The organism is Vibrio sp. HI00D65, from assembly GCF_001635455.1.
Taxonomy (GTDB): Bacteria; Pseudomonadota; Gammaproteobacteria; order Enterobacterales; family Vibrionaceae; genus Vibrio.
In genome coordinates this window covers 254,466-281,349 of record NZ_LWEH01000123.1, presented here as the reverse complement: position 1 = coordinate 281,349, position 26,884 = coordinate 254,466, and the positions used below count along the sequence as shown (strand labels likewise).

General features: G+C 44.1%; 17 protein-coding genes, 2 tRNA genes, 1 rRNA gene and 1 riboswitch. Of the genes, 14 read left to right on the top strand and 6 right to left on the bottom strand.

Annotated features, from left to right (window positions below; translation table 11 throughout):
- The 3 genes from rrf to A3712_RS11335 form a co-directional block, all read left to right on the top strand.
- Nucleotides 1-98 (top strand): 5S ribosomal RNA (rrf, locus tag A3712_RS11345); the annotation flags it as partial.
- An 80-nt stretch (nt 99-178) separates the two neighbouring features.
- Nucleotides 179-255: transfer RNA gene (locus A3712_RS11340), tRNA-Asp, on the top strand.
- 59 nt (nt 256-314) lie between these two features.
- Nucleotides 315-391 (top strand) — tRNA-Trp (locus tag A3712_RS11335).
- An 801-nt stretch (nt 392-1,192) separates the two neighbouring features.
- Here the strand turns inward: A3712_RS11335 and A3712_RS11330 are convergent.
- Nucleotides 1,193-2,473, bottom strand: coding sequence for a cation:proton antiporter (locus A3712_RS11330; protein WP_063523514.1), 1,281 nt, complete (start codon nt 2,471-2,473; stop codon nt 1,193-1,195).
- Between the two features lie 168 nt (nt 2,474-2,641).
- Between A3712_RS11330 and metH the strand changes: the two genes are divergently transcribed.
- Entirely contained in the window at nt 2,642-6,319 is a 3,678-nt protein-coding gene (metH, locus tag A3712_RS11325; protein ID WP_063523513.1) for a methionine synthase, read from the top strand.
- Nucleotides 6,320-6,430: 111 nt separating this feature from the next.
- On the opposite strand, the gene lysC is transcribed toward metH, so the two are convergent.
- Nucleotides 6,431-7,798, bottom strand: a complete 1,368-nt coding sequence (lysC, locus tag A3712_RS11320; RefSeq protein WP_063523512.1) for a lysine-sensitive aspartokinase 3 — start codon at nt 7,796-7,798, stop codon at nt 6,431-6,433.
- Between the two features lie 108 nt (nt 7,799-7,906).
- Nucleotides 7,907-8,084: riboswitch (Lysine riboswitch) on the bottom strand.
- 178 nt (nt 8,085-8,262) lie between these two features.
- Here lysC and A3712_RS11315 point away from each other — a divergent pair.
- Nucleotides 8,263-9,402, top strand: coding sequence for a pyridoxal-phosphate-dependent aminotransferase family protein (locus tag A3712_RS11315; RefSeq protein WP_063523511.1), 1,140 nt, complete (start codon nt 8,263-8,265; stop codon nt 9,400-9,402).
- 101 nt (nt 9,403-9,503) lie between these two features.
- Here the strand turns inward: A3712_RS11315 and A3712_RS11310 are convergent, their stop codons facing one another.
- The 4 genes from A3712_RS11310 to A3712_RS11295 form a co-directional block, all read right to left on the bottom strand.
- Nucleotides 9,504-11,267, bottom strand: coding sequence for a PglL family O-oligosaccharyltransferase (locus A3712_RS11310; protein ID WP_063523510.1), 1,764 nt, complete (start codon nt 11,265-11,267; stop codon nt 9,504-9,506).
- A 95-nt stretch (nt 11,268-11,362) separates the two neighbouring features.
- On the bottom strand, nt 11,363-14,194 hold the full coding sequence (uvrA, locus tag A3712_RS11305) for an excinuclease ABC subunit UvrA (protein WP_063523509.1): 2,832 nt from the start codon (nt 14,192-14,194) through the stop codon (nt 11,363-11,365).
- Between the two features lie 149 nt (nt 14,195-14,343).
- Nucleotides 14,344-15,216 carry a UTP--glucose-1-phosphate uridylyltransferase GalU gene (galU, locus tag A3712_RS11300; protein ID WP_063523508.1) on the bottom strand — a complete coding sequence of 291 codons (873 nt, stop codon included), beginning with the start codon at nt 15,214-15,216 and terminating at the stop codon, nt 14,344-14,346.
- 157 nt (nt 15,217-15,373) lie between these two features.
- A complete protein-coding gene (locus A3712_RS11295) occupies nt 15,374-16,021 on the bottom strand; it encodes a LuxR C-terminal-related transcriptional regulator (RefSeq protein WP_063523507.1) in 648 nt (215 codons plus the stop codon).
- A gap of 279 nt (nt 16,022-16,300) precedes the next feature.
- Between A3712_RS11295 and A3712_RS11290 the strand changes: the two genes are divergently transcribed.
- The 9 genes from A3712_RS11290 (at nt 16,301) to A3712_RS11250 (ending at nt 26,878) form a co-directional block, all read left to right on the top strand.
- Nucleotides 16,301-16,852, top strand: a complete 552-nt coding sequence (locus tag A3712_RS11290) for a single-stranded DNA-binding protein (protein ID WP_004740861.1) — start codon at nt 16,301-16,303, stop codon at nt 16,850-16,852.
- Nucleotides 16,853-17,013: 161 nt separating this feature from the next.
- Entirely contained in the window at nt 17,014-19,029 is a 2,016-nt protein-coding gene (csrD, locus tag A3712_RS11285) for an RNase E specificity factor CsrD (protein WP_063523506.1), read from the top strand.
- A 2-nt stretch (nt 19,030-19,031) separates the two neighbouring features.
- On the top strand, nt 19,032-20,474 hold the full coding sequence (locus A3712_RS11280; protein ID WP_063523505.1) for a hypothetical protein: 1,443 nt from the start codon (nt 19,032-19,034) through the stop codon (nt 20,472-20,474).
- A complete protein-coding gene (gene pilO / locus A3712_RS11275; protein ID WP_063523504.1) occupies nt 20,474-21,121 on the top strand; it encodes a type 4a pilus biogenesis protein PilO in 648 nt (215 codons plus the stop codon). The genes A3712_RS11280 and pilO overlap by 1 nt, the downstream gene beginning before the upstream one ends.
- Nucleotides 21,114-21,446 carry a hypothetical protein gene (locus A3712_RS11270; protein ID WP_063523503.1) on the top strand — a complete coding sequence of 111 codons (333 nt, stop codon included), beginning with the start codon at nt 21,114-21,116 and terminating at the stop codon, nt 21,444-21,446. Before pilO ends, A3712_RS11270 begins: the two co-directional genes overlap by 8 nt.
- A gap of 15 nt (nt 21,447-21,461) precedes the next feature.
- Nucleotides 21,462-23,129, top strand: a complete 1,668-nt coding sequence (mshL, locus tag A3712_RS11265) for a pilus (MSHA type) biogenesis protein MshL (protein ID WP_063523502.1) — start codon at nt 21,462-21,464, stop codon at nt 23,127-23,129.
- A 47-nt stretch (nt 23,130-23,176) separates the two neighbouring features.
- Complete coding sequence (locus tag A3712_RS11260; protein WP_063523501.1) at nt 23,177-24,016, top strand: ExeA family protein; 840 nt, start codon at nt 23,177-23,179, stop codon at nt 24,014-24,016.
- 2 nt (nt 24,017-24,018) lie between these two features.
- Complete coding sequence (locus A3712_RS11255) at nt 24,019-25,164, top strand: tetratricopeptide repeat protein (protein WP_063523500.1); 1,146 nt, start codon at nt 24,019-24,021, stop codon at nt 25,162-25,164.
- Nucleotides 25,154-26,878, top strand: coding sequence for a GspE/PulE family protein (locus tag A3712_RS11250; RefSeq protein ID WP_063523499.1), 1,725 nt, complete (start codon nt 25,154-25,156; stop codon nt 26,876-26,878). The genes A3712_RS11255 and A3712_RS11250 overlap by 11 nt, the downstream gene beginning before the upstream one ends.
- The last annotated feature ends 6 nt before the right edge of the window (nt 26,879-26,884 follow it).

Below are 26,884 nucleotides of genomic sequence, written 5' to 3'. Positions count from 1 at the left end.
GTGGACCCACCTGATTCCATGCCGAACTCAGAAGTGAAACACAATAGCGCCGATGGTAGTGTGGGGCTTCCCCATGTGAGAGTAGGACATCGCCAGGCTCCAAATTTATTTTCACTTTTCAAAAGTGAAGACAAAAGTGTTATGAACGACTTGTCAGCGACGACAAGTAGTCCACTGCGGAGTGGTAGTTCAGTTGGTTAGAATACCGGCCTGTCACGCCGGGGGTCGCGGGTTCGAGTCCCGTCCACTCCGCCAATTATTCGATGACCTCGCTTAATGCGAGGTTTTTTCGAATCTAAAGTACAAAAAGTTTTAGGGGTGTAGCTCCAATTGGCAGAGCAGCGGATTCCAAATCCGCGTGTTGGGAGTTCGAATCTCTCCACCCCTGCCACATTAAGAGGCTCTAGCAGAAATGCTAGAGCCTTTTTGCTTTCTAGGTACGAATTAGTGCTATCGGTAGCGCCACTTATTTCCACAACTTACTGCAGCAGCGATTTTTTTAAGCTGAATGATTGTTTTAAGCTGAATATTTCAAGCGTTATATGAAGATGTGCAGGGGCTTTACGCTTGTTCTGCTGCAAGGTTATTCCTAGATAATGGAGGCTATCTCTGGTTAGCTCCACCTTCCAATCTATAATGTTCTGGTTTTAGCTTAAGTTCCGGTGCGTTTCGCCTTTTAATTTGGTTGGTCTCTCCAACGATAAATAAAGTAAGTGTTGAGATAGCTATGAGCTTTCTGTTGCTATTGAGTCTAATATAAATAAGAAGCTGGCTTGTAGTTTTTTAGAAGAGAGATTTATCAATAGGTTAGCTCGCAAGCTTCTAGCTGCTCTGTAAATAGGATCGTCAGGTCTTTAAGCATGACCTGAGTCCCCTCTAGCCGTAAGACGCTTTTAGTTTGCTTCAAAACAACCGGGTAAATAGTTTTGCTAAGTAGTTGATCCACTACTTTTTAAGTTACTACTCATAGTTTCGGTATTTTTCGAACCAGATCTAATTCTTTCGGAAAAGGTATGGTACTGAATCTTTGCAACTGAAATTGTAGTTCGATTAGATAATCCTAGGAGTTTAGCCGTTGTATTGGGCTCTCTCGCGCTGATGGGATATGAGATAACCTAAGGTAGAAACGTTGGTAAAGAACGGGTGCAAAAAAGGCCGCTTATATAAGTGGCCTCTGTTTATTATATGATTGTTAATCTAACTCTTTTTCAGCTTGTTTGGCTTTTTCTATCATTGGCGTGATCGTTGAGCCTTGAACTAGAATCGAGAACACTACTACGGCATAGGTCATAACGAGGATTATCTCTTTAACATCTATCGCCTTGTCTTCAATTACCCAGATACCTGAAGGGATTGATAAAGCCATTGCTAGCGCTAAGCCACCACGTAAGCCACCCCAAGTTAAAATCTTAATTGACCACGGGTTATAAGTTCTAAAGCGTTTAAATCCAATGTATGACAAGAAAACACTTAGGTAGCGTGCACTCAATACTAGAGGAACGGCGAATGCCATTAAGATCCAGTCTTCTTGGTGGAATTTGAATAGTAGCATCGACATACCAATCAATAAGAATAATACGCCATTTAAAAACTCATCTACTAGCTCCCAGAAGTGGTCTAGGTGATCTTCACTCTCTTTTGAGAAGCCGATAAAGCGAGTCCAATTACCAATCATGATACCTGATACCACCATAGCTAGTGGTCCTGATACATGAAGTACTTCTGCAAAAGCATAACCTGCGGTTGGCACACCTATTGTTAATAGTAGTTCCATTGAGTGGTCATTAGTGTTGCTGATTAAATAGTGGAATATAAGCCCCAAAGCAAAGCCATAAACTATGCCGCCAATGGCCTCTTGGATAAACAGCATGGTTACACTGCCTACTGTCGGTGCCTCTGTTCCGAACGCAATGGTGAACAGAGTGACGAAGATTACTAAACCAAAACCATCGTTAAATAGAGACTCACCTTCAATCTGAGTAGAGATTCGTTTTGGCGCGTCGAGTTTCTTTACAATGGCTAAAACGGCGATTGGGTCGGTAGGGGAGATAAGAGAACCGAACAGTAAACAGTAAATAAGCTCGAACTGGATGCCAATGAATTGACAAAATCCATAAAGAACAAAACCAATAAAGAAAGTCGAGAAAAGAGTAGCACCGAGCGCAAGTACTGTGATCTCCCACTTTTGGTCTTTTAGGTTTGGTAGCTTTATCCCTAAACCGCCAGCAAATAGTAAGAAGCCCAAGATCCCTTTGAGTAGGAAGTCTTCAAAATTGATACTGGCAACCGTTTCGGAGGCAATTTCGGCCAATTGAAACCAGTTGTTTTGGCCCGCAATGATAATTAGAAGGGAGAGCATCATTGAGCCAGCTGTGATGGCGATGGTTGTTTGCATTTTACCAATTTTGCTATTAACGAAGGCAATGAGCATGGCTGCGGCAGACAAGAAGCATAAAGTGTAATAGACCGACATTGGGGTACCAACATGTAACAAAGTATGAAGGTGAATTTTCGTTGTCTCATGCTCAAATAGCAAACACTTTTTGTCAGGACTTGGTAATCAATTTCCTCATTTAGACGTCTAGACTCCTTTTTAATGTGTGATAGGATGGAAATATAATTAAAGGAATGAGGTTGTACCGTGGGAAGTAATGTAAGGCAAAAGATTGACGCTCTGTTGAAGCAACGAATTTTACTGATTGATGGTGGTATGGGCACTATGATTCAGGACTATAAATTGGAAGAGCAAGACTATCGTGGTGAACGCTTTGCGGATTGGCATAGTGACTTAAAGGGCAACAATGACCTTTTGGTATTGACACAACCTAAGCTTATCAAAGGTATTCATTCGCAATATCTGGAAGCCGGGGCTGATATCCTTGAAACCAATACTTTTAACGCTACAACTATTGCTATGGCCGACTACGATATGGAAAGCCTTAGTGAAGAAATTAACTTTGCAGCAGCCAAGCTAGCACGTGAAGCCGCCGACGAATGGACTGCAAAGACTCCTGAAAAACCTCGTTTTGTTGCAGGCGTATTAGGTCCAACAAACCGTACTTGCTCTATCTCTCCAGATGTTAATGATCCAGGCTATCGTAATGTGAGCTTTGATGAATTAGTCGAGGCTTACTCTGAATCGACTCGTGCACTGATTAAAGGTGGCTCAGACCTTATTCTTATTGAAACTATCTTCGATACACTCAATGCCAAAGCTTGTGCCTTTGCGGTTGAATCTGTCTTCGAAGAAGTGGGTGTCACTTTACCTGTCATGATCTCCGGTACCATTACAGATGCATCAGGTCGTACACTTTCAGGCCAGACAACGGAGGCTTTCTATAACGCACTTCGTCATGTTAAACCTATCTCGTTTGGATTGAACTGTGCATTAGGGCCTGATGAGTTGCGTGAGTATGTTGGTGAGATGTCCCGTATTTCAGAGAGCTATGTCTCCGCTCACCCTAACGCAGGTTTACCTAACGCGTTTGGCGAGTATGACCTTTCTCCTGAAGACATGGCTGAACACGTTAAAGAGTGGGCTGAAAGTGGCTTCTTGAACTTGATTGGTGGCTGTTGCGGTACTACGCCAGAGCATATTCGCCAAATGGCAGAAGCGGTTGAAGGTATAACTCCTCGCCAATTGCCAGATCTACCTGTGTCATGTCGTTTATCCGGTTTAGAACCTCTGACCATTGCTAAAGAGTCTCTGTTTATAAACGTTGGTGAGCGTACTAACGTTACTGGTTCTGCACGCTTCAAACGTTTGATTAAAGAGGAGCTTTATGATGAAGCGCTGAGCGTTGCTCGTGAACAAGTCGAAAATGGCGCTCAGATCATCGATATCAACATGGATGAAGGGATGCTAGACGCTGAAGCGTGCATGGTTAAATTCCTTAATCTATGTGCCTCTGAGCCAGAGATTTCAAAAGTCCCAGTGATGGTCGATTCATCAAAGTGGGAGGTTATTGAAGCTGGCCTGAAGTGTATTCAGGGTAAAGGCATTGTTAATTCCATCTCTCTAAAAGAAGGCAAAGAAAAGTTCGTCGAGCAAGCTAAATTGGTTCGCCGTTATGGTGCTGCCGTCATCGTAATGGCCTTCGATGAAGTCGGTCAGGCAGACACACGTGAACGTAAAGTCGAGATCTGTACCAATGCTTACAACATTCTTGTTGATGAGGTTGGCTTCCCACCTGAAGACATTATTTTTGACCCGAACATCTTCGCGGTTGCGACGGGGATTGAAGAGCACAACAACTATGCAGTTGATTTTATTGGTGCGGTAGAGGATATCAAGCGTGACCTACCTCATGCGATGATCTCAGGTGGTGTATCGAACGTGTCATTCTCATTCCGAGGTAACAACTACGTTCGTGAGGCAATCCATGCTGTATTCCTATACCACTGTTTTAAAAATGGTATGGATATGGGCATCGTAAATGCTGGTCAGCTGGAAATTTACGATAACGTGCCAGAAGATCTGCGTGATGCTGTTGAGGATGTTGTACTAAACCGCCGTGATGATTCGACGGAGCGATTGCTCGATATGGCAACCGAGTACCTAGAACGAGCTGTTGGTAAAGTTGAAGATAAATCAGCGCTAGAGTGGCGTACTTGGCCTGTAGAAAAGCGCTTAGAGCATTCTTTGGTCAAAGGTATTACTGACTTCATCGTTGAAGATACTGAAGAAGCGCGTGTTAATTCAGCTCGTCCAATTGAGGTGATTGAAGGCCCGTTAATGGACGGGATGAACGTGGTTGGCGACTTATTTGGTGCAGGTAAGATGTTCCTCCCTCAAGTTGTTAAATCAGCTCGTGTAATGAAGCAAGCAGTAGCCCATTTAGAACCGTTCATCAATGCATCCAAACAAGTCGGCGCGAGTAACGGTAAGATCCTTCTCGCGACAGTTAAGGGCGATGTTCATGATATTGGTAAGAATATTGTTGGCGTTGTTCTTCAGTGCAATAACTATGACATCATAGACCTAGGTGTGATGGTTTCATGTGAAAAGATTCTCAAAGTCGCGAAAGAAGAGAATGTCGATATTATTGGCCTTTCGGGTCTGATTACTCCATCTCTTGATGAAATGGTTCATGTTGCCAAAGAAATGGAACGACAAAACTTTAAGTTACCATTATTGATTGGTGGCGCTACGACATCTAAGGCGCATACTGCGGTTAAAATTGAGCAGAATTACTCAGAACCTGTGGTCTACGTTAACAACGCTTCTCGTGCAGTTGGCGTCTGTACCTCACTACTTTCTGAAGAACTAAAACCTGCCTTCGTTGAGAAGTTGGACTTAGACTATGAGCGCGTTCGTGATCAGCATAACCGTAAGAAGCCTCGTACTAAGCCAGTGACTCTAGAGCAAGCTCGCGCAAATAAAGTGGCGATTGATTGGGGTACATATACTCCGCCAGTACCAGCTAAACCGGGTGTGCATGTATTCAATGATTTTGATGTGGCAACACTGCGTAACTACATCGACTGGACGCCATTCTTCATGACATGGTCATTAGTCGGTAAGTACCCAGCTATTCTTGACCATGAAGAAGTGGGCGAAGAGGCAAAACGTTTATTCAAAGATGCGAACGAGTTACTTGATCGTGTAGAGAGAGAGAAGCTACTCGAAGCCCGGGGTATGTGTGCGATGTTCCCTGCCAACAGTGTTGGTGATGACATTGAGGTGTATACCGACGAGTCTCGTACCGAAGTTCTAAAAGTTCTGCATAACCTTCGCCAACAGACAGAGAAGCCTAAAGGTTTTAACTACTGTCTGTCAGACTACATTGCTCCAAAAGAAAGTGGTAAAGCGGACTGGATTGGTGGTTTTGCAGTGACAGGTGGTATTGGTGAGCGGGAGCTAGCGGATGAATATAAGGCTAATGGTGACGACTACAATGCCATCATGATTCAGGCCGTGGCTGACCGACTAGCAGAAGCTTTTGCTGAGTATCTGCACCAAGAGGTAAGAAAGGACATTTGGGGTTATGCCCCAGATGAAAATTTATCTAACGATGATTTGATTAGAGAGAAATACCAAGGTATTCGTCCTGCTCCTGGATATCCAGCTTGCCCAGAGCACACTGAGAAGGGCAGTTTGTGGGAGTTAATGGATGTTGAGAAAACCATCGATATGTCACTGACCTCTAGTTACGCGATGTGGCCAGGTGCTTCAGTGTCTGGGATGTACTTCTCTCACCCGGATTCTCGATACTTTGCGATTGCTCAGATTCAACAGGACCAAGTAGACAGCTATGCTGACCGTAAGGGGTGGGATATGTTGGAAGCTGAGAAGTGGCTAGGTCCAAATATTAACTAGTTATTAAATTAGCGAGTTATTCGTAAAACTAGAAAGAGAAAGGGTTGCTTAGTCGCAACCCTTTTTGTACCTATATTTTGAGTGCTTAACTCTTATTAATTCACAACCGCCTTATTCGAATAGCTCTTGATGCAGCTTTTGAATCGCCTGTTTAGAGACGGATTCATTGAGCAGGAAGCATAAGTTATGAGGGCTTGCTCCGTAACAAATCATACGTAGGTTGAAGTCTTCCAGGGTACTGAATACTTGCTTAGCGTAGCCTTTGCTGTCGCTCATGTTATTACCAATCAATGCCACTAAACAAAGATCGTGTTCAACATCGACTGAACAAAGCTCTTCTAGTTCAAGGCGTGCAGCTTCTGGTAACTCAGGTGCACCACCTGACGTATCCGTTTGATCTAGGGTAAGTGAAACACTGATCTCCGAGGTAGTGATCAGATCGACGGAGATCTTATGTTTAGCAAGGATCTCGAATACTTTTGCAAGAAAGCCGTAAGCATGAAACATATTTGCACTGCGCAATGTAACCATGGTTTGGTTGCAGCGAAGAGCAAGGGCTCTGAACAGTGGAGAGCTTTCCACCTGCTGACGAATCCAAGTTCCACCTAATTCTGGTGCTTTTGAAGAGCCGACAAATACCGGAATTTGGTGACGTAGTGCAGGCACTAGAGTCGATGGGTGGAGGATCTTCGCTCCAAAGTTTGCCATCTCAGAGGCTTCACTAAAGCTGATTTCTGGGATTGGAGATGCTTTAGGTGCGATACGAGGGTCGGTGGTGTAAATACCTGGAACATCAGTCCAAATTTCTAAGCCAATCGCTTGTACTGACTCTGCAATAAGCGCAGCTGAATAATCACTACCACCACGACCTAAGGTTGTTGTATTGCCGTCATTGTCTGCACCAATAAAGCCTTGTGTTACTACAACTTGTTGTTGACACAGTGGAATCAGTTTCCCTTTCGCTAATACTGAAATTTCTTCAAGCTGAGGTTCTGCTTTTCCGAAGTCATCATTGGTGCGCATCACTTCTCTGATATCGAAACGAACCGCCGATGTACCGCGTTCACGAAGGATTTGAGCAAGAAGGTGTGTCGACATCAATTCACCACATGCGACCAAGTGATCGGTTAGCTTAGTGCTTGTTTGAAATGATGCGGCCTCAGCAGCACTCGCAATGTCATCAAGAATGGAGTGAACTTCTTTTTCGATGCTGATTGGGTCAGTAAGTTGATCAAGAATTGCATTGTGGATGTCCGTCAACTGGGTCATCACTTCCTGACGGCGAGCTTTGTCTTGAACACCGTTTGCCAGTTCGACAAGCAAATTGGTTACACCTGAACACGCAGAACTTACGACTAACTTGGTATTTGAGTTGTTTTCAATAATGGCAGCACAACGGCTCATTGCTTCAAAGTTGGCAACGCTTGTACCACCAAACTTAGCGACATTAAAAGAACCAGCTACATTAGATGCACTCACGATATATCTCCCACGACTTCCTAAAATAAAATTACGGTTGGGTAATCCAACGTCCAATGTTTTTCGAAGAGAGTTTTAGAGCAAAAAGAGAGAAATTATGTGAATAGTAACCTCAGAAGCCCTTCACCATATAGAAATGGTGACAGTTGCCGGGATTCAGCCCGCTCAACCGATAATAAAGGTCCTGCATCCTTTTATTATCTCGGCACTGCTCCCCATAAATGCTTTGTATTGGAAATGCGGTTCCACAAAACACCTGCCTGGGCAGTGCTCCTCTTCTGCTAGATAGCCATTTCATTGAACGTGTTTGCGCTCACAATGTCAATTGGTAACTTGAGATAATTATAAAAAATAATTTTAACAATTATGTGACAGTGGTTTGACCTCAAGACCTAAGGCTAATTGCTGACATGTTCGATTTGCTTTAGGGTGGAATATCAACACCATTAACGTAAGGGATTTACATGTCTAACTTAACAAATACTTTTATTATCGATAGCTTTTATCCACCACATCGAACGTTAATGGGGCCAGGGCCTTCTGATATCTCACCTCAAGTGCTTCAAGCATTGAGTCGACCAACCATTGGTCACCTCGATCCACTTTTTATTACAATGATGGATGAGGTTAAACAACTTCTTAAGTATGCCTTTCAGACAGAGAATGAGTTTACGATTGCTGTATCAGCACCAGGCAGTGCTGGCATGGAAACTTGTTTTGTTAACTTGATTGAGCCTGGTGAAAAGGTCATCGTCTGTCGCAATGGCGTGTTTGGCGAACGTATGCGAGAGAACGTCGTGCGCTGCGGTGGCGAAGCAATTCTTGTTGACGACGAATGGGGTAAACCTGTTTCCGTCGAAAAAGTACAGCAAGCATTATCAGAAAATCCAGATGCAGTCGCGGTTGCGTTTGTACATGCTGAGACGTCTACTGGTGCATTATCGGATGCTCAAGCAATCTCTGCGGTAGCTCGCCAGTTTGATGCACTGACGATTGTTGATGCGGTAACCTCGTTAGGCGGTGTTCCACTGCTAGTGGATGAATGGCAGCTCGATGCGGTTTATTCTGGTAGTCAGAAATGCTTGTCTTGTGTTCCTGGTTTATCACCAGTGACTTTCTCTCAGCATGCTGTTGATAAAATGAAAGCACGTCAGTCACCGGTACAAAGCTGGTTCTTGGATCAGAGTCTAGTATTAGGTTACTGGAGCGGTGAAGGTAAGCGTAGTTATCACCACACGGCACCAGTCAATAGTCTTTATGCACTGCATGAGTCTCTCGTGCTATTGAAAAATGAAGGCTTGGATAATGCTTGGTCTCGTCATCACGCCATGCATCAAGAATTAAAAGAAGGCGTCGAAGCATTAGGGCTGAAGTTCGTTGTTGATGAAGAGAGCCGTTTACCACAGCTTAATGCTCTTTACTTCCCTGAAGGAATCGATGAAGCGAAAGTCAGATTACAGCTTTTAGAAGAGTATAACCTTGAGATTGGTGCCGGGCTTGGTTCTTTGGCTGGTAAGGCTTGGCGTATCGGCTTGATGGGCTACGGTGCTCGTAAAGAGAATGTCGCGTTGTGTCTTAAAGCACTGCAAGACGTACTTAAATAATCAAATTAGACTAGTTCCGAAGAAAAGCGCACGAGGATCGTGCGCTTTTTTGTATTTGTTCTGGAGGTAAGGTGTAAGAGTTATTGCTCGCCAGTCCCTAGCTATTTTACGGATGAAACATTGCTGTCTGCTTGAGATACTTTCTTGTACTGAACTTGTGAAAAGTCTCTGTCTGGAAATAAAAACTTTGCTTCGCTACGGATTTGTTCTGCTTTGCTCTCTTCCCCTAACCCTTGATAAGCAAGGATCAGGTTACTGTAGAACGCTGGTCTTGGTTTACTCTTTATTATCTCTAGTGACCAATCAACATAGGGCCGAATAAGGCTAGGATCGCCTTTATAAAGACCAATGTTTAGGTAAGTGCTGTATATATCCCAATCGTAGCGATCTTTCCAAACCACAGGATTGGTGACTTGTTTGAGGATATCTGGATTTTTAGGTTTAGTTTGCTCAAATGTCGTCAGTACATAGTTGGTATGTAGTGCACTCAACATGTAAACACTCACCAGAATGGGTAACACTAAGCTGGTCACTCTAAATAAGGTTTTACTGATGATACTGAACGGCTGCTGATAATGACGTGAAGCGCGCTGGTCGACCCAATAAATCAATATGATAAAGGTTATCCAGTGTATTGCCGAGTGATAGAACGGGTACTCTAGCTGAGAGTGTAAAAGTATCGGTATGAATAGCGCCAGTAAAGCTAAGCGTGTTCCTTTCGCTGAGCTCGAGATACGCGACAATACTAATACCGCGGCAATCAATATTCCTATGATAGGTACAATGCCGCCCTCAACTCCCCAGAATAGAAACTCATTGTGGGGATGATCCATTGCTGGAAGCCCCGGATGATAGTTTGAATTGAGTTGGTGCTGACGAGCGGTATAGAGGGTGTACTCTGATTCAAATTTTCCGTATCCGTAACCAGTAAATGGCTTCTCCACCAACATGTGTAATGTTTGCGGGAAGGTGTAAGCGCGCGGGCTTTCTAGATTCGTTCTTTTACTTGCTAAGCTATCTGTCGTGCTAAGGCTGATTACTGAAAACGCAATCACGATACCGATAGCAACGGATGCACACCATCCGTGGAAGCGTTTTTTGGTCGAAAAATTGTAGAGGTAAGGCAGAATACACACGAACCCAATAAATGCTGCTAACCAACCTGTGCGTGATGCGATGATGATCAGCAGTGGTACCGTTAAAGTTGGTGTCAGGTAGAGTAAAAACGATTCACTAACCTTGTGGTTGTACTTGGCTGGCTGCCTCGCTAATAGGTAAGCAGAAAGGACGAAACCCGTCGCTAAAAAACTGGCCATCACATTTGGTTGTTGGAAGATTCCATAAGGACGATTAGCTTCAGTGTTGTAACCAAATAAGTTACCAGGCTCCAGCAAAAAATATTGCACATAGCCAAACAATGCCTGTATGACGACAGCAAGTACGATGAACCACAGCATGCGCTGTTTATGTTTATTACTGAATTTGAATTGTTGAAGAACCACGAATAAGGCAAAGCCACCCCATAAGCCAAGTAATCGCACTGAAGCCCCTTGTGGTGAAGCATTGCTGTATAGAATAGGTAATGTAAGTATCACGCAGCTTATCAGTAAACCTATGGTTAACTTGGAATACTTGACTACTCGATTGGTCGCTAGTTGATAAAAGCCAATGGCTAAAGTGAAGCTTAGAGCCAGCCAAGTCGTCGGATTAAATGATAGAGCAAGGCCCGAACCTCCAGGGTTAGGCATGAAAAAATGCATGGCGAGTAAGAACACAACAGCTAGTGAAGCAAGGAATGCTTTGTTGAGAGGTAGCGGAGTAACCTGATGCTCTAGCTGGGTTCCGCTAGTGTGTATTGTTGCCATAAATTCCTAACCTTATACAAACGGAGCTTGTTCCTTTGAAACAAGCTCCGTTACTTTAACATTTTTCTGTCTGTCCGCAGGACGCTATTTTACACCTAGTTCAAATTTAACATAGGCTTAAGGAAGCGTGCGGTATGTGAACCTTCGACTAGTGCCACATCTTCAGGTGTACCCTCTGCAACGATTTCACCACCACCTTGACCACCTTCAGGGCCGAGATCGAGTATCCAGTCTGCGGTTTTCACGACATCCAAGTTGTGTTCAATGACCACAACAGTATTACCGTGATCACGCAATCGATGTAATACGGTTAATAGCTGTTGAATATCGTGGAAGTGAAGGCCTGTTGTTGGTTCATCCAGAATGTATAAAGTCTTTCCTGTATCTCGCTTCGACAACTCTCGCGCCAATTTAACACGTTGAGCTTCACCACCAGATAGGGTCGTGGCGGCTTGCCCTAGGCGGATGTAAGACAGACCAACATCCATGAGAGTTTGCAGTTTACGTGCGATTACTGGAACCGGATTAAAGAACTCACGTGCGTCTTCTACGGTCATTTCCAGTACTTCGTCAATGGTTTTACCCTTGTAGCGAACTTCTAGTGTTTCACGGTTGTAGCGCTTGCCCTTACACACATCACACGGCACATAAACGTCCGGTAGGAAGTGCATTTCTACCTTGATAACACCATCGCCCTGACAGGCTTCACAGCGTCCGCCACGTACGTTAAAGCTGAAGCGACCCGGTTTGTAACCGCGCGAACGTGACTCCTGTGTACCCGCAAATAACTCACGAATTGGTGTGAAGATCCCTGTATAGGTTGCAGGGTTTGATCTTGGTGTTCGACCGATAGGGCTTTGGTCAATATCGATGACTTTATCGAAATGCTCTAAGCCTTTAATTTTCTTATGAGGTGCCGGTACTGCTGTCGTTGCACCGTTGAGTTGGGTGTGAGCAATCTTAAAGAAGGTATCATTAATCAGTGTCGACTTACCTGACCCCGATACTCCTGTGATACAACTGAATAGGCCAACAGGGATAGTCGCTGTGACATTTTTCAAGTTATTACCGGTAGCCCCAATGATCTCGACGACTTTCTTCTTGTCGATCGGCGTTCGTTGTTTTGGTACTTCAATCTCTTTTACGCCACTTAAGTACTGACCAGTCAACGAGTGCGGGTTGTCGATGATATCTTGCATCGTGCCTTCTGCGACGACGTGGCCGCCGTGCACACCAGCACCAGGGCCGATATCGATCACATGGTCTGCACAGCGAATCGCGTCTTCATCATGCTCAACGACAAGCACTGTATTGCCTAAGTCTCTTAGGTGAACCAAGGTTTGTAGCAGTCGTTCATTGTCACGTTGGTGGAGGCCAATCGATGGTTCATCCAATACATACATAACTCCCACTAAGCCTGCACCGATCTGACTTGCGAGACGAATTCGTTGCGCTTCACCACCAGATAGGGTTTCAGCACTGCGTGATAGGTTGAGGTAGTTCAAGCCGACATTAACCAAGAAGTGCAGGCGATCATTGATCTCTTTCATTACCTTATCGGCGATTTGTCCACGTTGACCGTCTAACTTCAACTCTTGGAAAAATTGCAATGCTTCAGCAATGCTCAGTTCAACGATTTCAGGCAATGTAGTATCGCCAATGAAGACATTACGAGCCTCTAATCTTAAACGAGTACCGTCACAGCTCGAGCATGATTTCGTTGAGATGTACTTAGCAAGGTCTTCACGGACTGCATTTGATTCCGTATCACGGTAACGGCGCTCCAGCGTGTTCAAAATACCTTCAAATGGGTGACGTTTGACTCGAATATCACCACGATCATTGATGTACTTGAATTCAACTTCAGTGCGACCTGAACCTTTGAGAATGATCTCTTGAGTCTTCTTAGGTAGAGAATTAAAGGGTGCAAATAGATCGAAACCATAGTGCTCCGAGAGCGATGTTAGCATCTGGAAATAGTAGTAGTTCTTTTGATCCCAGCCCTTAATGGCTCCATCTGCAATACTAAGATTCTCATCTAAGATCACTCGACTCGGATCAAAGTACTGCTGAACTCCAAGGCCATCACACGTGCCACATGCACCTGCTGGGTTGTTGAATGAGAATAGGCGAGGTTCAAGCTCTTGCATGCTGTAACCACACTTGGGACAAGCGAAGTTAGCAGAGAATACGATCTCTTCTTGATCCGTTTCGTCCATCCAACCGACAACGGCAATACCACCAGAGAGCTCTAAAGTGGTCTCGAAAGATTCGGCTAAACGTTGTTGAAGATCTGGACGAACCTTGAATCTATCAACGACGACTTCAATGGTATGCTTTTTATGCAGCTCTAGTGCTGGTGGATCGGATAGGTCGCATGTTTCACCATCAATACGCGCGCGAATAAAGCCCTGAGCCGCTAAGTTTTCCAGTGTTTTTACGTGCTCACCTTTACGTTCTTTAACGATTGGTGCTAACAGCATCATCTTTGAGCCAACAGGTAGCTCAAGTACTTTGTCTACCATTTGGCTGATGGTTTGTGCGGCAAGCGGTGTATTGTGTTCTGGGCAGCGAGGTTCGCCGACTCGCGCGTAAAGGAGTCTCAGGTAATCATACACTTCTGTAATTGTGCCGACCGTTGAGCGAGGGTTGTGAGACGTTGATTTCTGTTCTATCGAGATAGCGGGAGATAAGCCTTCGATGTGGTCGACATCAGGCTTTTCCATAAGGGATAGAAATTGGCGAGCGTAGGCAGACAGAGACTCAACATAACGGCGTTGTCCTTCTGCGTAGAGGGTATCAAACGCAAGTGATGACTTACCTGAACCAGAAAGACCTGTGATAACAATCAACTTATCACGAGGGATGGTGAGGTTTACGTCTTTGAGGTTATGCGTACGAGCGCCTCTAATTTCTATTTTATCCATCTCAACAGACCATGTAATTTTTAGTGGCTAAAGTATTACATAGAGTGAGATTTGTGCAAAGTTTTACTGGATAAAAAAACAGTAATTAAAAAGGGCGACTCCTAAAGCCGCCCTTTACATCGTATGAAATGTTACTTACCGGTCAGTAGTTATGCTTCTTTCTGTGTTGCGTGTTTGCCTAACTCAACTTGCTGCTGGTCTTTCTTGTATAAGTTTTCAAAACAGTAGTTTGTTGCTTCGATGTAGCCTTCTACGCTACCGCAGTCAAAACGCTGACCTTTAAATTTGTATGCCAATACACAACCTGCTTTTGCTTGTTTAAGCAGCGCATCGGTGATTTGGATCTCACCACCTTTACCAGGCTCCGTTTGCTCGATCAGTTCGAAGATATCTGGAGTCAGGATGTAACGACCAATAATTGCTAGGTTGCTTGGTGCGGTGCCTTGCTCTGGCTTTTCCACCATGTCATCAACACGGAACAAATCGTCTTTGATCATTTCACCTGAGATAACACCGTACTTATGCGTCTCTTCTTCAGGTACTTCTTGAACCGCAACAATAGAACAGCGGAACTGTTTGTAAAGGGCTACCATTTGCGCCAACACGCCTTGTTGTTCATTCACACATAGGTCATCGGCAAGTACTACTGCAAATGGTTCGTCACCCACAAGTTCGCGACCAGTCAAGATAGCGTGACCTAAACCTTTCATTTCACGTTGACGAATATAGGTAAAGTTTGCAGCTTCAATTGTTTCACGAATATTAACCAGAAGGTCTTCTTTATTGGTGCCACTGATCTGGTGTTCAAGCTCGTAGTTCTTGTCGAAGTGATCCATGATCGAGTGCTTGCCACGACCCGTTACGATACACATTCCGTCCATACCAGCTTCGATGGCTTCCTCAACGCCGTACTCAATCAGTGGTTTGTTGACTACTGGCATCATTTCTTTCGGCATTGATTTGGTTGCTGGTAAGAAGCGTGTACCGTAGCCAGCTGCCGGGAAAAGGCACTTTTTGATCATCGTAAGACCCTTTATCTATAATAATTATTGATTCAACCTGAGCGGTTGATATTTCTGAGGGCAACTCTAGCACAAATTTTGTCGAAAATTCAGCAACAATCCGTATGGCTAACCAGAGCTTCCCTCAAAATTATCGTTACTTTAAGAAGCCGATCAATTATGCAAGCAGGTTCTGGTTTGCCCATGCGATCGCTTGGACTCTATTTTTTACCGCCAGTTTGCGGAATATTTGATAGAGGTGGGACTTCACGGTGAACTCACTGATAAATAGGTCGTCAGCTATTTGTGTGTTCGATGAGCCGGATTGGAGGCAACGAATGACCTGGATCTCGCGAATAGTGAGATCAACATTAGTAGGCGTTGTGTTGGTATTGACCATATTACGGTAGTAAAACAGCAATTGATTGGTAACCTTTCTTGGTAGCCAGTTTTCGCCATTGATTATCTCTTGTAAACCATGAGCAATTTTGTCTTTTTTATCTGTGTTATAAAACAGCCCTTTTAACACACCAAAAATCAAAAGCTCTGATGTCGGTAGTTGCTGGGGGACATTGAACAAAATGATCTCATGATTTTTCCACATCACGGTCAAGTTAGGGCAGGTTGCTAATAGCTCTGGCACTTGCTTATAGTCGACAAGAAGAATGCGATTACTCTGCTTTCTGTCTACTAACATTAAGTCGCCTGGCGTCATCTTGTACAAGATAATAGACAGGTGTTTTTCTATTTCTTTTACGTGTAAGTAAGTATCACTTGGGTCGATGCACATAAAGTGTAAAGTGCGAGCGTATCGAGACTTTCTCATTGAAACTCCATGTCTAAATTTAATGAGGTTTCACGTTGTCATGCAGACTTTTGCTTCTCTAGCACCATCGTTGTTACTTGCGTTGAATATCAACTCTTAAAGTAAATGAGTGGTTTATCAGTGGAGAAAAAAGCAACATCGCTCTGAATATCATGATTTGTTACGTTTTTATTCTTTGTCGTGAAGTGAGAATAGGAATGCGATTTATCACAGCAGAAAAGCATGCTATTCTTGTGCGCTAAAAATTTTCTGAGACTATGAATTTAGACGGAGCAAATCATGGCTAGCCGTGGAGTTAACAAAGTTATATTAGTGGGTAACCTAGGTAATGACCCAGAAATTCGTTACATGCCAAATGGCGGCGCAGTAGCGAACATTACCATTGCAACGTCAGAGTCATGGCGTGATAAAGCAACTGGCGAGCAGCGTGAAAAAACAGAATGGCACCGTGTTGCTCTGTTTGGCAAGTTAGCTGAAGTTGCTGGAGAGTACCTACGTAAAGGTTCTCAAGTTTACATTGAAGGTCAACTGCAAACTCGTAAATGGCAAGATCAAAGCGGTCAAGATCGCTACACAACTGAAGTTGTGGTTCAAGGCTTTAACGGCGTAATGCAAATGCTAGGCGGTCGTGCTCAAGGTGGCGCACCAGCTCAAGGCGGCATGGGTGGCCAGCAACAGCAAGGCGGTTGGGGTCAACCTCAGCAGCCGCAACAGCAGCAATACAGCGCCCCAGCTCAACAGCAGCCGAAAGCACCTCAACAAGCTCCTCAGCAGGCTCAACCTCAATATAATGAGCCTCCGATGGATTTTGATGATGACATCCCATTTTAAGCCCTGTTTTTAGTATATTATAAAGGCATTATTAAATTGGAAAAAGCCGCGATAATCGCGGCTTTTTGCTGCCTATAATTCTTAACGCTTTATTAACAATCTCAATTTATAGTATAAGTAGTAATACGGTGTAATGTGAGTTGAAAAGGATTTCTTTATTCATGAGATATACCCCCACACTAAAATTGAGCACCCGTTTGGTCGCATTTGTCACTGTGATAGTGATCAGTGCGATGTTCATTCTTTTTATTGGTGGCACCCTATCATTTAAGCGTATCGGACAAGAGTATTTAGACCACTATTTGGAGGGTATTGTCGACGTCGTAGATAAGGAAATGGAAGATCCTGACGCCGCATATTCAATGCAACGTTGGATGCCTAAGATGTTGCAAGCAAGCAACATTGTTGAGATGAAGCTGACAAATAAGACCGGCATTGTCTATCGTTTCAAAGACACCTCCCCACAGATTGATCCTAGCCGCTTGTATCTAAAAAGTTATGTATTAGAGCGAAATACCGGTTACCAAATTGAATTTAAGGCTTTGCCTCCTTACATTGGATATAGCTACTCATTAGAGGCGATGTGGTCGATCACTTTAGCGGTCACTTTGATCATTTTCTGTTTAGCTCGTGGCGTTCGATGGTTAAAGGAGCAATTGATGGGGTCTGAAATGCTGGAAGAGCGTGGAAGGATGATTCTTGCTGGTCAGGTTGAAGCTCATGCAAAAGGTGATGAGCGAGAGTGGCCTTTTACTGCGAGTGAAGCTCTCGATGTTCTTATTGAAGAGTTAAAAGACGCTCGGCAAGAGCGTAGTCGCTTTGATACCTTTATTCGTACCCATGCCTTCTTAGATAAACTCACAGGCACTGCCAACAGAGTATTGTTTGACAACAAGCTCGAATCGGCACTGCATGAAAGTGGCGCTCGTGGTGGTGTGTTATTGATACGTATCGATGAGTGGGAACAGGTACGTGATGATAATGATAAACAAGTTACAGATGATTTTATTATTGAGGTTGGTGAAATTTTATCGAATATCGTTCAGAGATATCCAGATGTAATTTTTTCTCGCTATTACGAAGCCGATTTTGCTGTATTTATTCCGCATCAAGGTGCTAAAGATATTGCAACACTGGCAGCCCAGTGTTTAAGACAACTTGATAAGCTAACGCCACCAGAGCCTTTAGAGTCAGATAATTGGTGCCATATCGGTGTAACCATGTACACCGAAGGTGAACGTCACAGCCAAATCATGAGTGAAACAGAAACGGCATTAAAAAGTGCGCAATTGGAGCGTATTAATAACTGGAGCCGCTTCCCGAAACAAAACAAAAATGATCTTGATAGAGGTAGCGTTCGCTGGAGGACGCTGCTTGATACAGCGTTGCTTCCTGATAATTTAGTAATCTTTGGCCAGCGGTGTTATCTTATGTCAGAGCTGGGTCAAGTTAATGAATTACATAGAGAAATATTTACTAGAATTCAGGACCCAGAGAGAGGCTTATTGAAATCCTCTCGATTCATGCCTGCGGTAGAGCAAGTGGGTTATCAAGCTCAAATGGATCAATCGGTTTTGAAGGTGGTGTTGAAATCATTAAAAGAATCAACTCAACCTATTTATTATTCAATTAACCTCAATGTCACGCCATTTGCGAGTAAGCAACATTTTAAATGGTTTAGGAGTGAATTGCTGCAGCTCTCTGCACAGCATCGTTCGCAACTCGCTTTTGAGTTCTCTGAGGGGGATCTCATTGCCCATCTTGATTATATGAGGCCAGTGGCTAAGATGCTGCGCGGACTGGGGTGCAAAATCATTGTTGGTCAAGCTGGGCGAACTATTGTCAGCACTCATTACATCAAGGACCTGAAGGTTGACTATATAAAGCTTCATCGAAGTTTGATTAAGAGAATCGATCAACGGCATGAGAATCAGCTGTTTGTCCGTAGTTTAGTCGGGGCATGTGGTGACGCCCCAACTCAAGTAATTGCGGTGGGAGTTGAGACAAAACAAGAAAAGAACACTTTGATAGAAATAGGTATAAACGGCTATCAGGGAAGGTATTTCGACAAAGAACAACAAATTATCCCTTTGCCTAATAAAGACTCAAAGTCAGTGAAAACTGAATCGTTAGTAAAAATTGGTCGAAGAAATCGATGGCGTAAGAGTAGTAGCTAAGTATGAATTTTAAAGCGATTGTAGACAAATTAAAGCCAAGCAAAAGCGATGGCAACACTCAAGTTGTCATGCTGGGCAACGATGCTGTCTATATTTCATCGACAGGGCAAGAATCCCAAGTAACCAGTATTCCTTTAGTTAATGGTGACTGGGAAAGTGCGCTGAAAAAGTCGTTAAATAGTGGGGAGTTTACCAGCAATACTCTTCAACTTATTGTTAGTACCAACTATTACCAAACCCATCAGCTTGATAAGCCGGACATCCCAGAAAACGAATGGTCGGTAGCCCTACCATTTCTACTCAAAGACCTTGTTGCGGAGAGAGTTACGGAGATCACCGCGAGTGCGGTTGCTCTACCAACTTCGAATAAGCTACAAGTGTATGTATTGCCGAAAAAGCTATTGGACAAGCTGGTTAATATTACGATCTCGGCGCAAATTGAGCTCAAAGGCGTAGTGCCAGAAGACGAAATCTGGGGTTATAGTGCTGGTGAACTGTCGAACTTTATTCTTTTACAACGCAGTACTAACTCGCACTTTAAATTGGGTGCGTTTGTTGAACATACCGTTTGTTTCCAAAGAACCATTCGTAGTGTTGTGTCCCCCTTAACTGGAGTGGCGTCCAGTGCTCTGCAATTAGATGGCCTTGCCTTGGAGCTTCAACGCTCTATTGATTATTTGTCTTCTCAAATTAAAGGTACGCAGCTTCATCAATTAAAAATCTGTTGTGATGAAGAAGATGAAGCTGAATTACAAAGTGCGTTAAACAACACGTTGAGTTCATCGGTCTCTTTGCTTGTTGAAGGAGAGCGTGAAAACTCTGAAAGCTTGTTGGTTCAACTTGCGGCTAAAAAAGAGACGTTCAACGTCAACCTCTACCCTGAGCATTTAAAACCTAAAAAAGAGTATTTTACTTTAGCGAATGTCGCTGCGAGTTGGGGAGTGGTTGGTTCTTTACTACTTGGCAGTTACTTTGTGATGAACTATCAAGCTTCCAATCTAGATACTGAATTAACAGTGTTACAACAAGACTCGAATCAGCTTAACAAGCAGCTTAACCAATTGAATAGTAAGCTAACTCAACATAAAGCTTCCCCTGATAAAGTAGCGGCAGTTGAGCGTCTCAAACGTGAGACTCAAGCAAAAAAAGAGGCTTTAAAGGCGGTTGGGCAATACGATGAATCTCAGCAAGTCGGGTATTCTGGCGTCATGAACTCCTTAGCTCAATTAGGCCGAAATGACATCTCACTTTCGCACATCTATATGACCCATGACACGCTAGATATGAGTGGCTTAGCTCGTAATGCTAATGTCGTCCCTAACTGGATTGGCCAATTTAAAAATGAGCTTAATCTTGTTGGTCGTTCTTTTGAAAAACTGAAAATAGGTCGTAATGATCAAGATGTGGTGACCTTTGAGTTAAGTACTCGTAGGGAGAGCAAGTAATGCAGCAGTGGAATCAGCTTAGCGATAAGTTTCTTGCATTTAGCCTAAGAGAGAAGTGGCTGCTTTTCGTGTGTGGTTTCGTTGGCCTCTCCATGTTGCTATTTACCTTACTGGTGGAGCCTGCATACCTCGAGTTGCAAGCTAAAAACGCCAAGATGACGAATTTGACTCAGTCGAATCAAAGGCAGCAAGGTGAGTTACTTGTTCTGCAAGCTAAATTGAACAAAGACCCTGATAAAGAGATCAACCTCGAATACAAAAAACTGATGAGAGAGAGTCAAGAACTGTCTCTCGAACTTGCCGAAATGGTTGATGGGTTGATTTCGCCATCCCAAATGTCGCAATTGCTCGAAAGTGTACTTAATGCAGGTAATGGCTTGAAATTGGCGTCGTTGGAGTCACTCAAGCCAGAAGCGATTTCGAACAACAAAGAGACCAGTGAATATTCAGGTTATTTTCTTCACCCGGTGAGAATGGAATTAACTGGCAGTTACTTTGATATTGCAGCTTACCTCGAGGCGCTTGAATCTCTTCCTGTGAGCTACTATTGGCGTACATTTGAATACACAGTAGAAGAATACCCGGAAGCTCGGCTTATATTTGAGGTTTACACACTAGGTACCAGACAGGAGTTTATTGGTGGTTAGAACTCTATTGTTGTCACTATTGTTTGCCAGCTCACTGGTGTCGGCAGAGCAAGATCCAACCGCTCCTCTGGGTTGGATGACACCTCAGCAAAAAACAGCGCCGGCGAAGAAAGCGCTAACTCATTATCGTTTACCCTCTTTGGAAAGTATCGTGTGTAAAGCGGATACGCCTTGCTACGCCATTCTCAATGGTGAAATTGTTGCTCAAGGGGAGATGATAAGAGGGTATCGAGTTAAGAAAATAGATTCAGAATACGTCACTCTGCAGAGAAGCTCTAAGCAGTGGAAATTAGAGATGTTCTCTTTAGATATTAAGAATAATTAAGGTTTGAGTGAAGACATGCGTAAACTTGTAGTAGCAATCCTAGTGTTATCTTTGGTCGGTTGTTCGATGGGGCATCGTGATCCTGTTGAGATAAAAGAGTCTTTAAACGAATCTATTAATGAAGCGAACAGCAAGGCGCTTCATGAACTGCCTTTGTCTGTACAAGATGACCTTATGCCTCAGCTTAATACTGATGCTATGTCTCCTGTGGTGGAAACCGTAAAGCGTTTCCGTATTCAAGCAAAAGGTGTCGAAGCGAGAACCTTCTTTGCCAGTTTAGTGAAAGGCACAGAATACAGTGCAGCGATTCATCCTAGCGTGTCTGGAAAGCTTACGCTGAACTTAACGGATGTGACGCTAGATGAGGTGCTGGCTGTAGCTCAGGACATGTATGGCTACGATATTGAAAAGCGCGGCAAAGTGATTCAAGTCTACCCTGCAGGCCTTCGCACTGTGACGATCCCTGTCGACTACTTACAGGTTAAACGTGCTGGTCGCTCATTGACTACGATAACGACGGGGACGATCTCCAATTCAGATAATACTTCGTCGAGCTCTTCAAGTTCTGACTCAAATTCGTCGAATTCATCTAACTCTTCAAATAATTCAAACTCTACCTCGAACGGTGGTACTGAGATTGAGACCACATCTGAAAGTGACTTTTGGCCACAGCTTGAAGCTGCGGTTGCACACCTAATTGGTTCTGGAAACGGGCAAAGTGTTGTCGTAACACCTCAAGCGAGTGTGATTACAGTCCGTGCTTTCCCTGATGAAATTCGTGAGGTTCGCGAGTTCTTAGGTGTTTCCCAACAGCGCTTGCAACGCCAAGTTATCCTTGAAGCCAAAATCATGGAAGTGACGTTGAGTGATGGCTACCAGCAAGGTATTAACTGGACGAAAATGTTCTCGTCGAACGGAACCAATTACACGATTGGTATGGGGTCTATCGTCAAGGATGCGGCAGGTACTATTATCCCAAGTTCATTACCAGGGATGGATCCAATTGGTCTTGCTTTGGGGGGCCAATCTAATCTCGTTGTTTCTGGTGGTAGCTTCGAGGCGGTATTGAGCTTTATGGATACTCAAGGCGACCTCAATGTGCTTTCCAGTCCAAGAGTCACAGCTGCAAATAACCAAAAAGCGGTGATCAAAGTCGGTACTGACGAATACTACGTGACTGAGTTATCAAGCGCAGTCGGGAGTGGTGATAATGCTAATGTGGTTCCTGAAGTCGAGTTGACACCATTTTTCTCAGGTATTTCCTTGGATGTGACCCCTCAGATTGATGATAAAGGCAATGTGTTTCTTCATGTCCACCCTGCGGTTATCGAGGTCAACGAAGAAATTAAAGAGCTTAACCTTGGTTTAACTACAGGGGTCGTGCAGCTTCCGCTAGCGAAAAGTTCTATTCGTGAGTCTGACTCGGTGATTCGTGCACAAGATGGTGATGTGGTGGTTATTGGCGGTTTGATGAAATCCAGCACCAGTGATGTGACTTCTAAAGTTCCATTCTTAGGTGATATTCCAGCTTTAGGGCACTTATTCCGCAACACCAACCAATTGACACAAAAGACTGAGCTTGTCATTTTGCTTAAACCGACGGTTGTGGGTGTGAATACTTGGCAAACTGAGCTGGAGCGTTCTCGTAATTTACTTCAGGAATGGTTCCCAGATGAAGAGTAAATGCGCACTTTGTAAGCTGGCAGCGCTTTACTAAGCTGGGCGAACCTATGTATCAAACTCATTTTGGTTTTGAACAGCTGCCATTTACTTTAACGCCGAATACCGATTTTTTTTACGGATTAGCCCCGCATTTTGAGGCGATTCAAACGGTCATTTCGGCGCTAGAAATGGGAGAGGGCGTCATCAAGGTGACTGGAGAAGTAGGCACCGGTAAGACAATGGTTTGCCGGATGTTGGTCAATCACCTAAAAGACTGTACCGCATTAATTTACTTGCCAAACCCAGTTTTGTCCGGAACCGACTTGCGTCATGCTGTTGCGAAAGAGCTTGATGTTGTGGTTGAAAACGAAGCGAGCTTAGTCGATAGCATTCAGCATAAATTGATTGAGTTACACAGCTCGGGGCTTAGAGTCGTCGCGATACTTGATGAAGCTCAAGCTCTATCGGATGAGGCGCTCGAAACACTAAGGTTGTTCGGTAATTTAGAGACAGAAGATAAGAAATTATTACAGATAGTGTTACTCGGACAGCCTGAATTGGATACCCGCTTAGAAGCCTATCATTTTAGGCAGTTTCGTCAAAGAATCACGTTTGGCTCAACACTAAGACCGCTTAACCTTGACGAAGCGGTGGCTTATATCGATAACCGAATAGCTAAATCGGGTGGCAATCAAAATCTATTTAGTTTGAATCATAAAAAAGCAATCTGGCGCTCTTCTCTAGGGGTTCCAAGGTTGATTAATCAGTTGTGCCATAAAGCCTTATTACTTTCATTTGGCGAAGATAAAAAAACGGTTGAAAACCAACATCTATTTGCTGCTATGCACGAAACATACGATGTATGTAAGCCTAAATTTAAAAAGCCAATATTTTGGGGTTGGAATTAACTATGAGCGCCATTAATAACGCCTTGTCTGAATTGGCCAAGAAAAAATCAGCGATAGCAATAGAAGCCGCGGTCGTGCCTAAGGTAAAAACGCGTTCACCATTGGTGTGGGTCGCTGCAGGTTTTACTCTGAGCTTGGCCATGGGCGGTTGGGCGATATCACAGGGCCCAACGGTCGATAACTCAATTTCTACTCGAGTTAGGCAGGTTCAGGTTTCTGTTGTAGATAGCTTGGCAGAAGTGCCAGCAATTGTTACTCAAGCTCCGTCATCGCCAACGAAGAAGTTAGTGACTGTCGATTCTTCTTATCTAACTCAAGTAAGCCCAGAAACAAGCTCTCGAAATCAGGCACCAGTTGTGGATTCAGCGGTTAAAACACCACAAATAACAAAACCTCAGGCGCAAGCTAAACCTTTAATAACAACAAAAGCAAATACGCCACAAGCGCTTGAGCCTACCCTGATTGCGAGTGTTGCGAAGAGCAGCCCTGCTTCTATTTCTGATGAACCCAAAGACTCAGAAAATAGTGGAATACTGATAGAGCAAGTAGAACTGACCCCAGAGCAACTTTCTGTAAATGCTCAAGGGCGAGCTCAGAAAGCGCTGGATGCCAATGATCTTACTGGTGCATTGAAGGGATATAACGAAGCACTTCGTTATACACCAAGAAATGAGGATGTTCGTCAAAAGCTCGCTATTCTCTATTTCGGTAAAGGTGATAGTCGTAAAGCTTACGAGCTTCTTCAGTCGGGCATTAAGCTCAACATTAATAGTGAAAAGTTACGTTTAGGCTTATCTAAATTGTTGGTGAAAGTGGACCAAACAGAAGCAGCGTTAAGCCCTCTGATACACATGCCTCCACATCCAACCCAAGCATACTTAGCAATGCGTGCTGCGCTGAGCCAAAAGTCACAGCAAGAAGAGGTTGCACTGGAGAGTTACCAAAAGCTGGTCGAGATTGACTCTGAGAACGCTCGCTGGTGGTTAGGTTTAGCGATACAGCAAGAGCGACAGCTAGATTTTACTGCAGCAAAACAATCATACCAAGGTGCGTTAACTCGAGTCGGTATCTCATCACAATCACAAAGCTTTGTTCGTGACCGATTGAAAATAATCACTGTTTTAGAGGAGAGCAGCCATGCAGATTAGATTAAGAAAAAGGCTTGGTGATTTGCTTGTTGAGGAAGGCATCATCACCGAGGCCCATGTTGATCAAGCACTTGCCTCTCAAAAGAGTAGTGGTCGTAAGCTCGGTGATACATTGATCGAACTTGGTTTCTTATCTGAGCAGCAAATGTTGAGCTTTCTATCGCAACAGCTTGCTATTCCTCTTATTGATTTAAGCCGAGCGAACGTTGATATTGAAGCGGTACAGCTCTTACCTGAAGTACATGCTCGCCGCCTTCGAGCTTTAGTCATTGGTCGTCAAGATGAGACTCTACGTGTGGCGATGAGTGACCCTGCGGATCTGTTTGCCCAAGAATCGCTGCTTGGTCAATTAGGCGATTACGTACTTGAGTTTGTTATCGCGCCTGAAAAACAACTGGTCGATGGGTTTGATCGCTACTATCGTAGGACGAAAGAGATCGCCTCATTTGCTGAGCAGCTTCATGCTGAGCACCAAGTTAGTGAAGCCTTTGATTTTGATATTGCAGAGGACGACAGTGATGAAGTGACAGTGGTGAAGCTGATTAACTCACTGTTTGAAGATGCGATTCAAGTTGATGCTTCCGATATCCATATAGAGCCGGAGACCAATGTATTGCGTATTCGCCAACGTATTGATGGCGTGCTGCATGAAACTCTTTTAAACGAAGTCAATATCGCACCAGCGCTGGTATTGCGTTTAAAGCTGATGGCAAACCTGGATATCTCAGAGAAACGTCTTCCTCAAGATGGTCGCTTCAATATTAGAGCCAAAGGTCAATCTGTTGATATTCGTATGTCGACCATGCCAGTACAGCACGGTGAATCTGTGGTTATGCGTCTGCTCAATCAATCTGTCGGCTTACGTAAATTGGAAGCGTCGGGCATACCGAATGATCTGCTGGTTCGTCTGCGTAAACAATTGCGTCGCCCTCACGGAATGATACTAGTTACTGGCCCTACGGGCTCAGGTAAAACAACCACTCTTTATGGCGCGTTAAGTGAATTGAACGAGCCGGCTAAAAAGATCATTACCGCGGAAGACCCTGTGGAATATCGCCTCCCTCGTGTGAACCAAGTTCAGGTAAACCCTAAAATCAATCTCGACTTCTCTACTATCCTCAGAACTTTCCTTCGACAGGATCCTGATATCATCCTTATTGGTGAGATGCGTGACCAAGAAACCGTTCAGATTGGTTTGAGAGCAGCCCTTACTGGTCACTTAGTGCTAAGTACACTTCACACCAATGATGCGGTAGACAGTGCATTGCGTATGATGGATATGGGCGCGCCAGGCTACTTAGTCGCGAGTGCGGTTCGTGCGGTCGTGGCACAGCGATTGGTTCGTAAAGTGTGTACCGACTGTAAAGTTGATGATGAGTTGGACGAAGCGCGCAAACAATGGCTGAGTGTTCGTTTCCCTAATCAGGTCGACGTGCCTTTCATGAAAGGTCGTGGTTGTCAGAATTGCAACTTAACCGGTTATCGTGGGCGTATCGGTGTATTCGAGATGTTGGAGCTTGAGCACAACATGATGGATGCTTTGAGAGCTAACGATGCGGTAGGTTTTGCTCAAACCGCAAGACAGTCTGAAAACTACAAACCACTATTAGCATCTGCGATGGAGTTGGCTTTGCAAGGTGTCGTGAGCCTCGACGAGATAATGAACCTCGGCGAAGGTGACGCGTCTGGTTCAACTGACCCAATTTATCTGTAGGGGTAG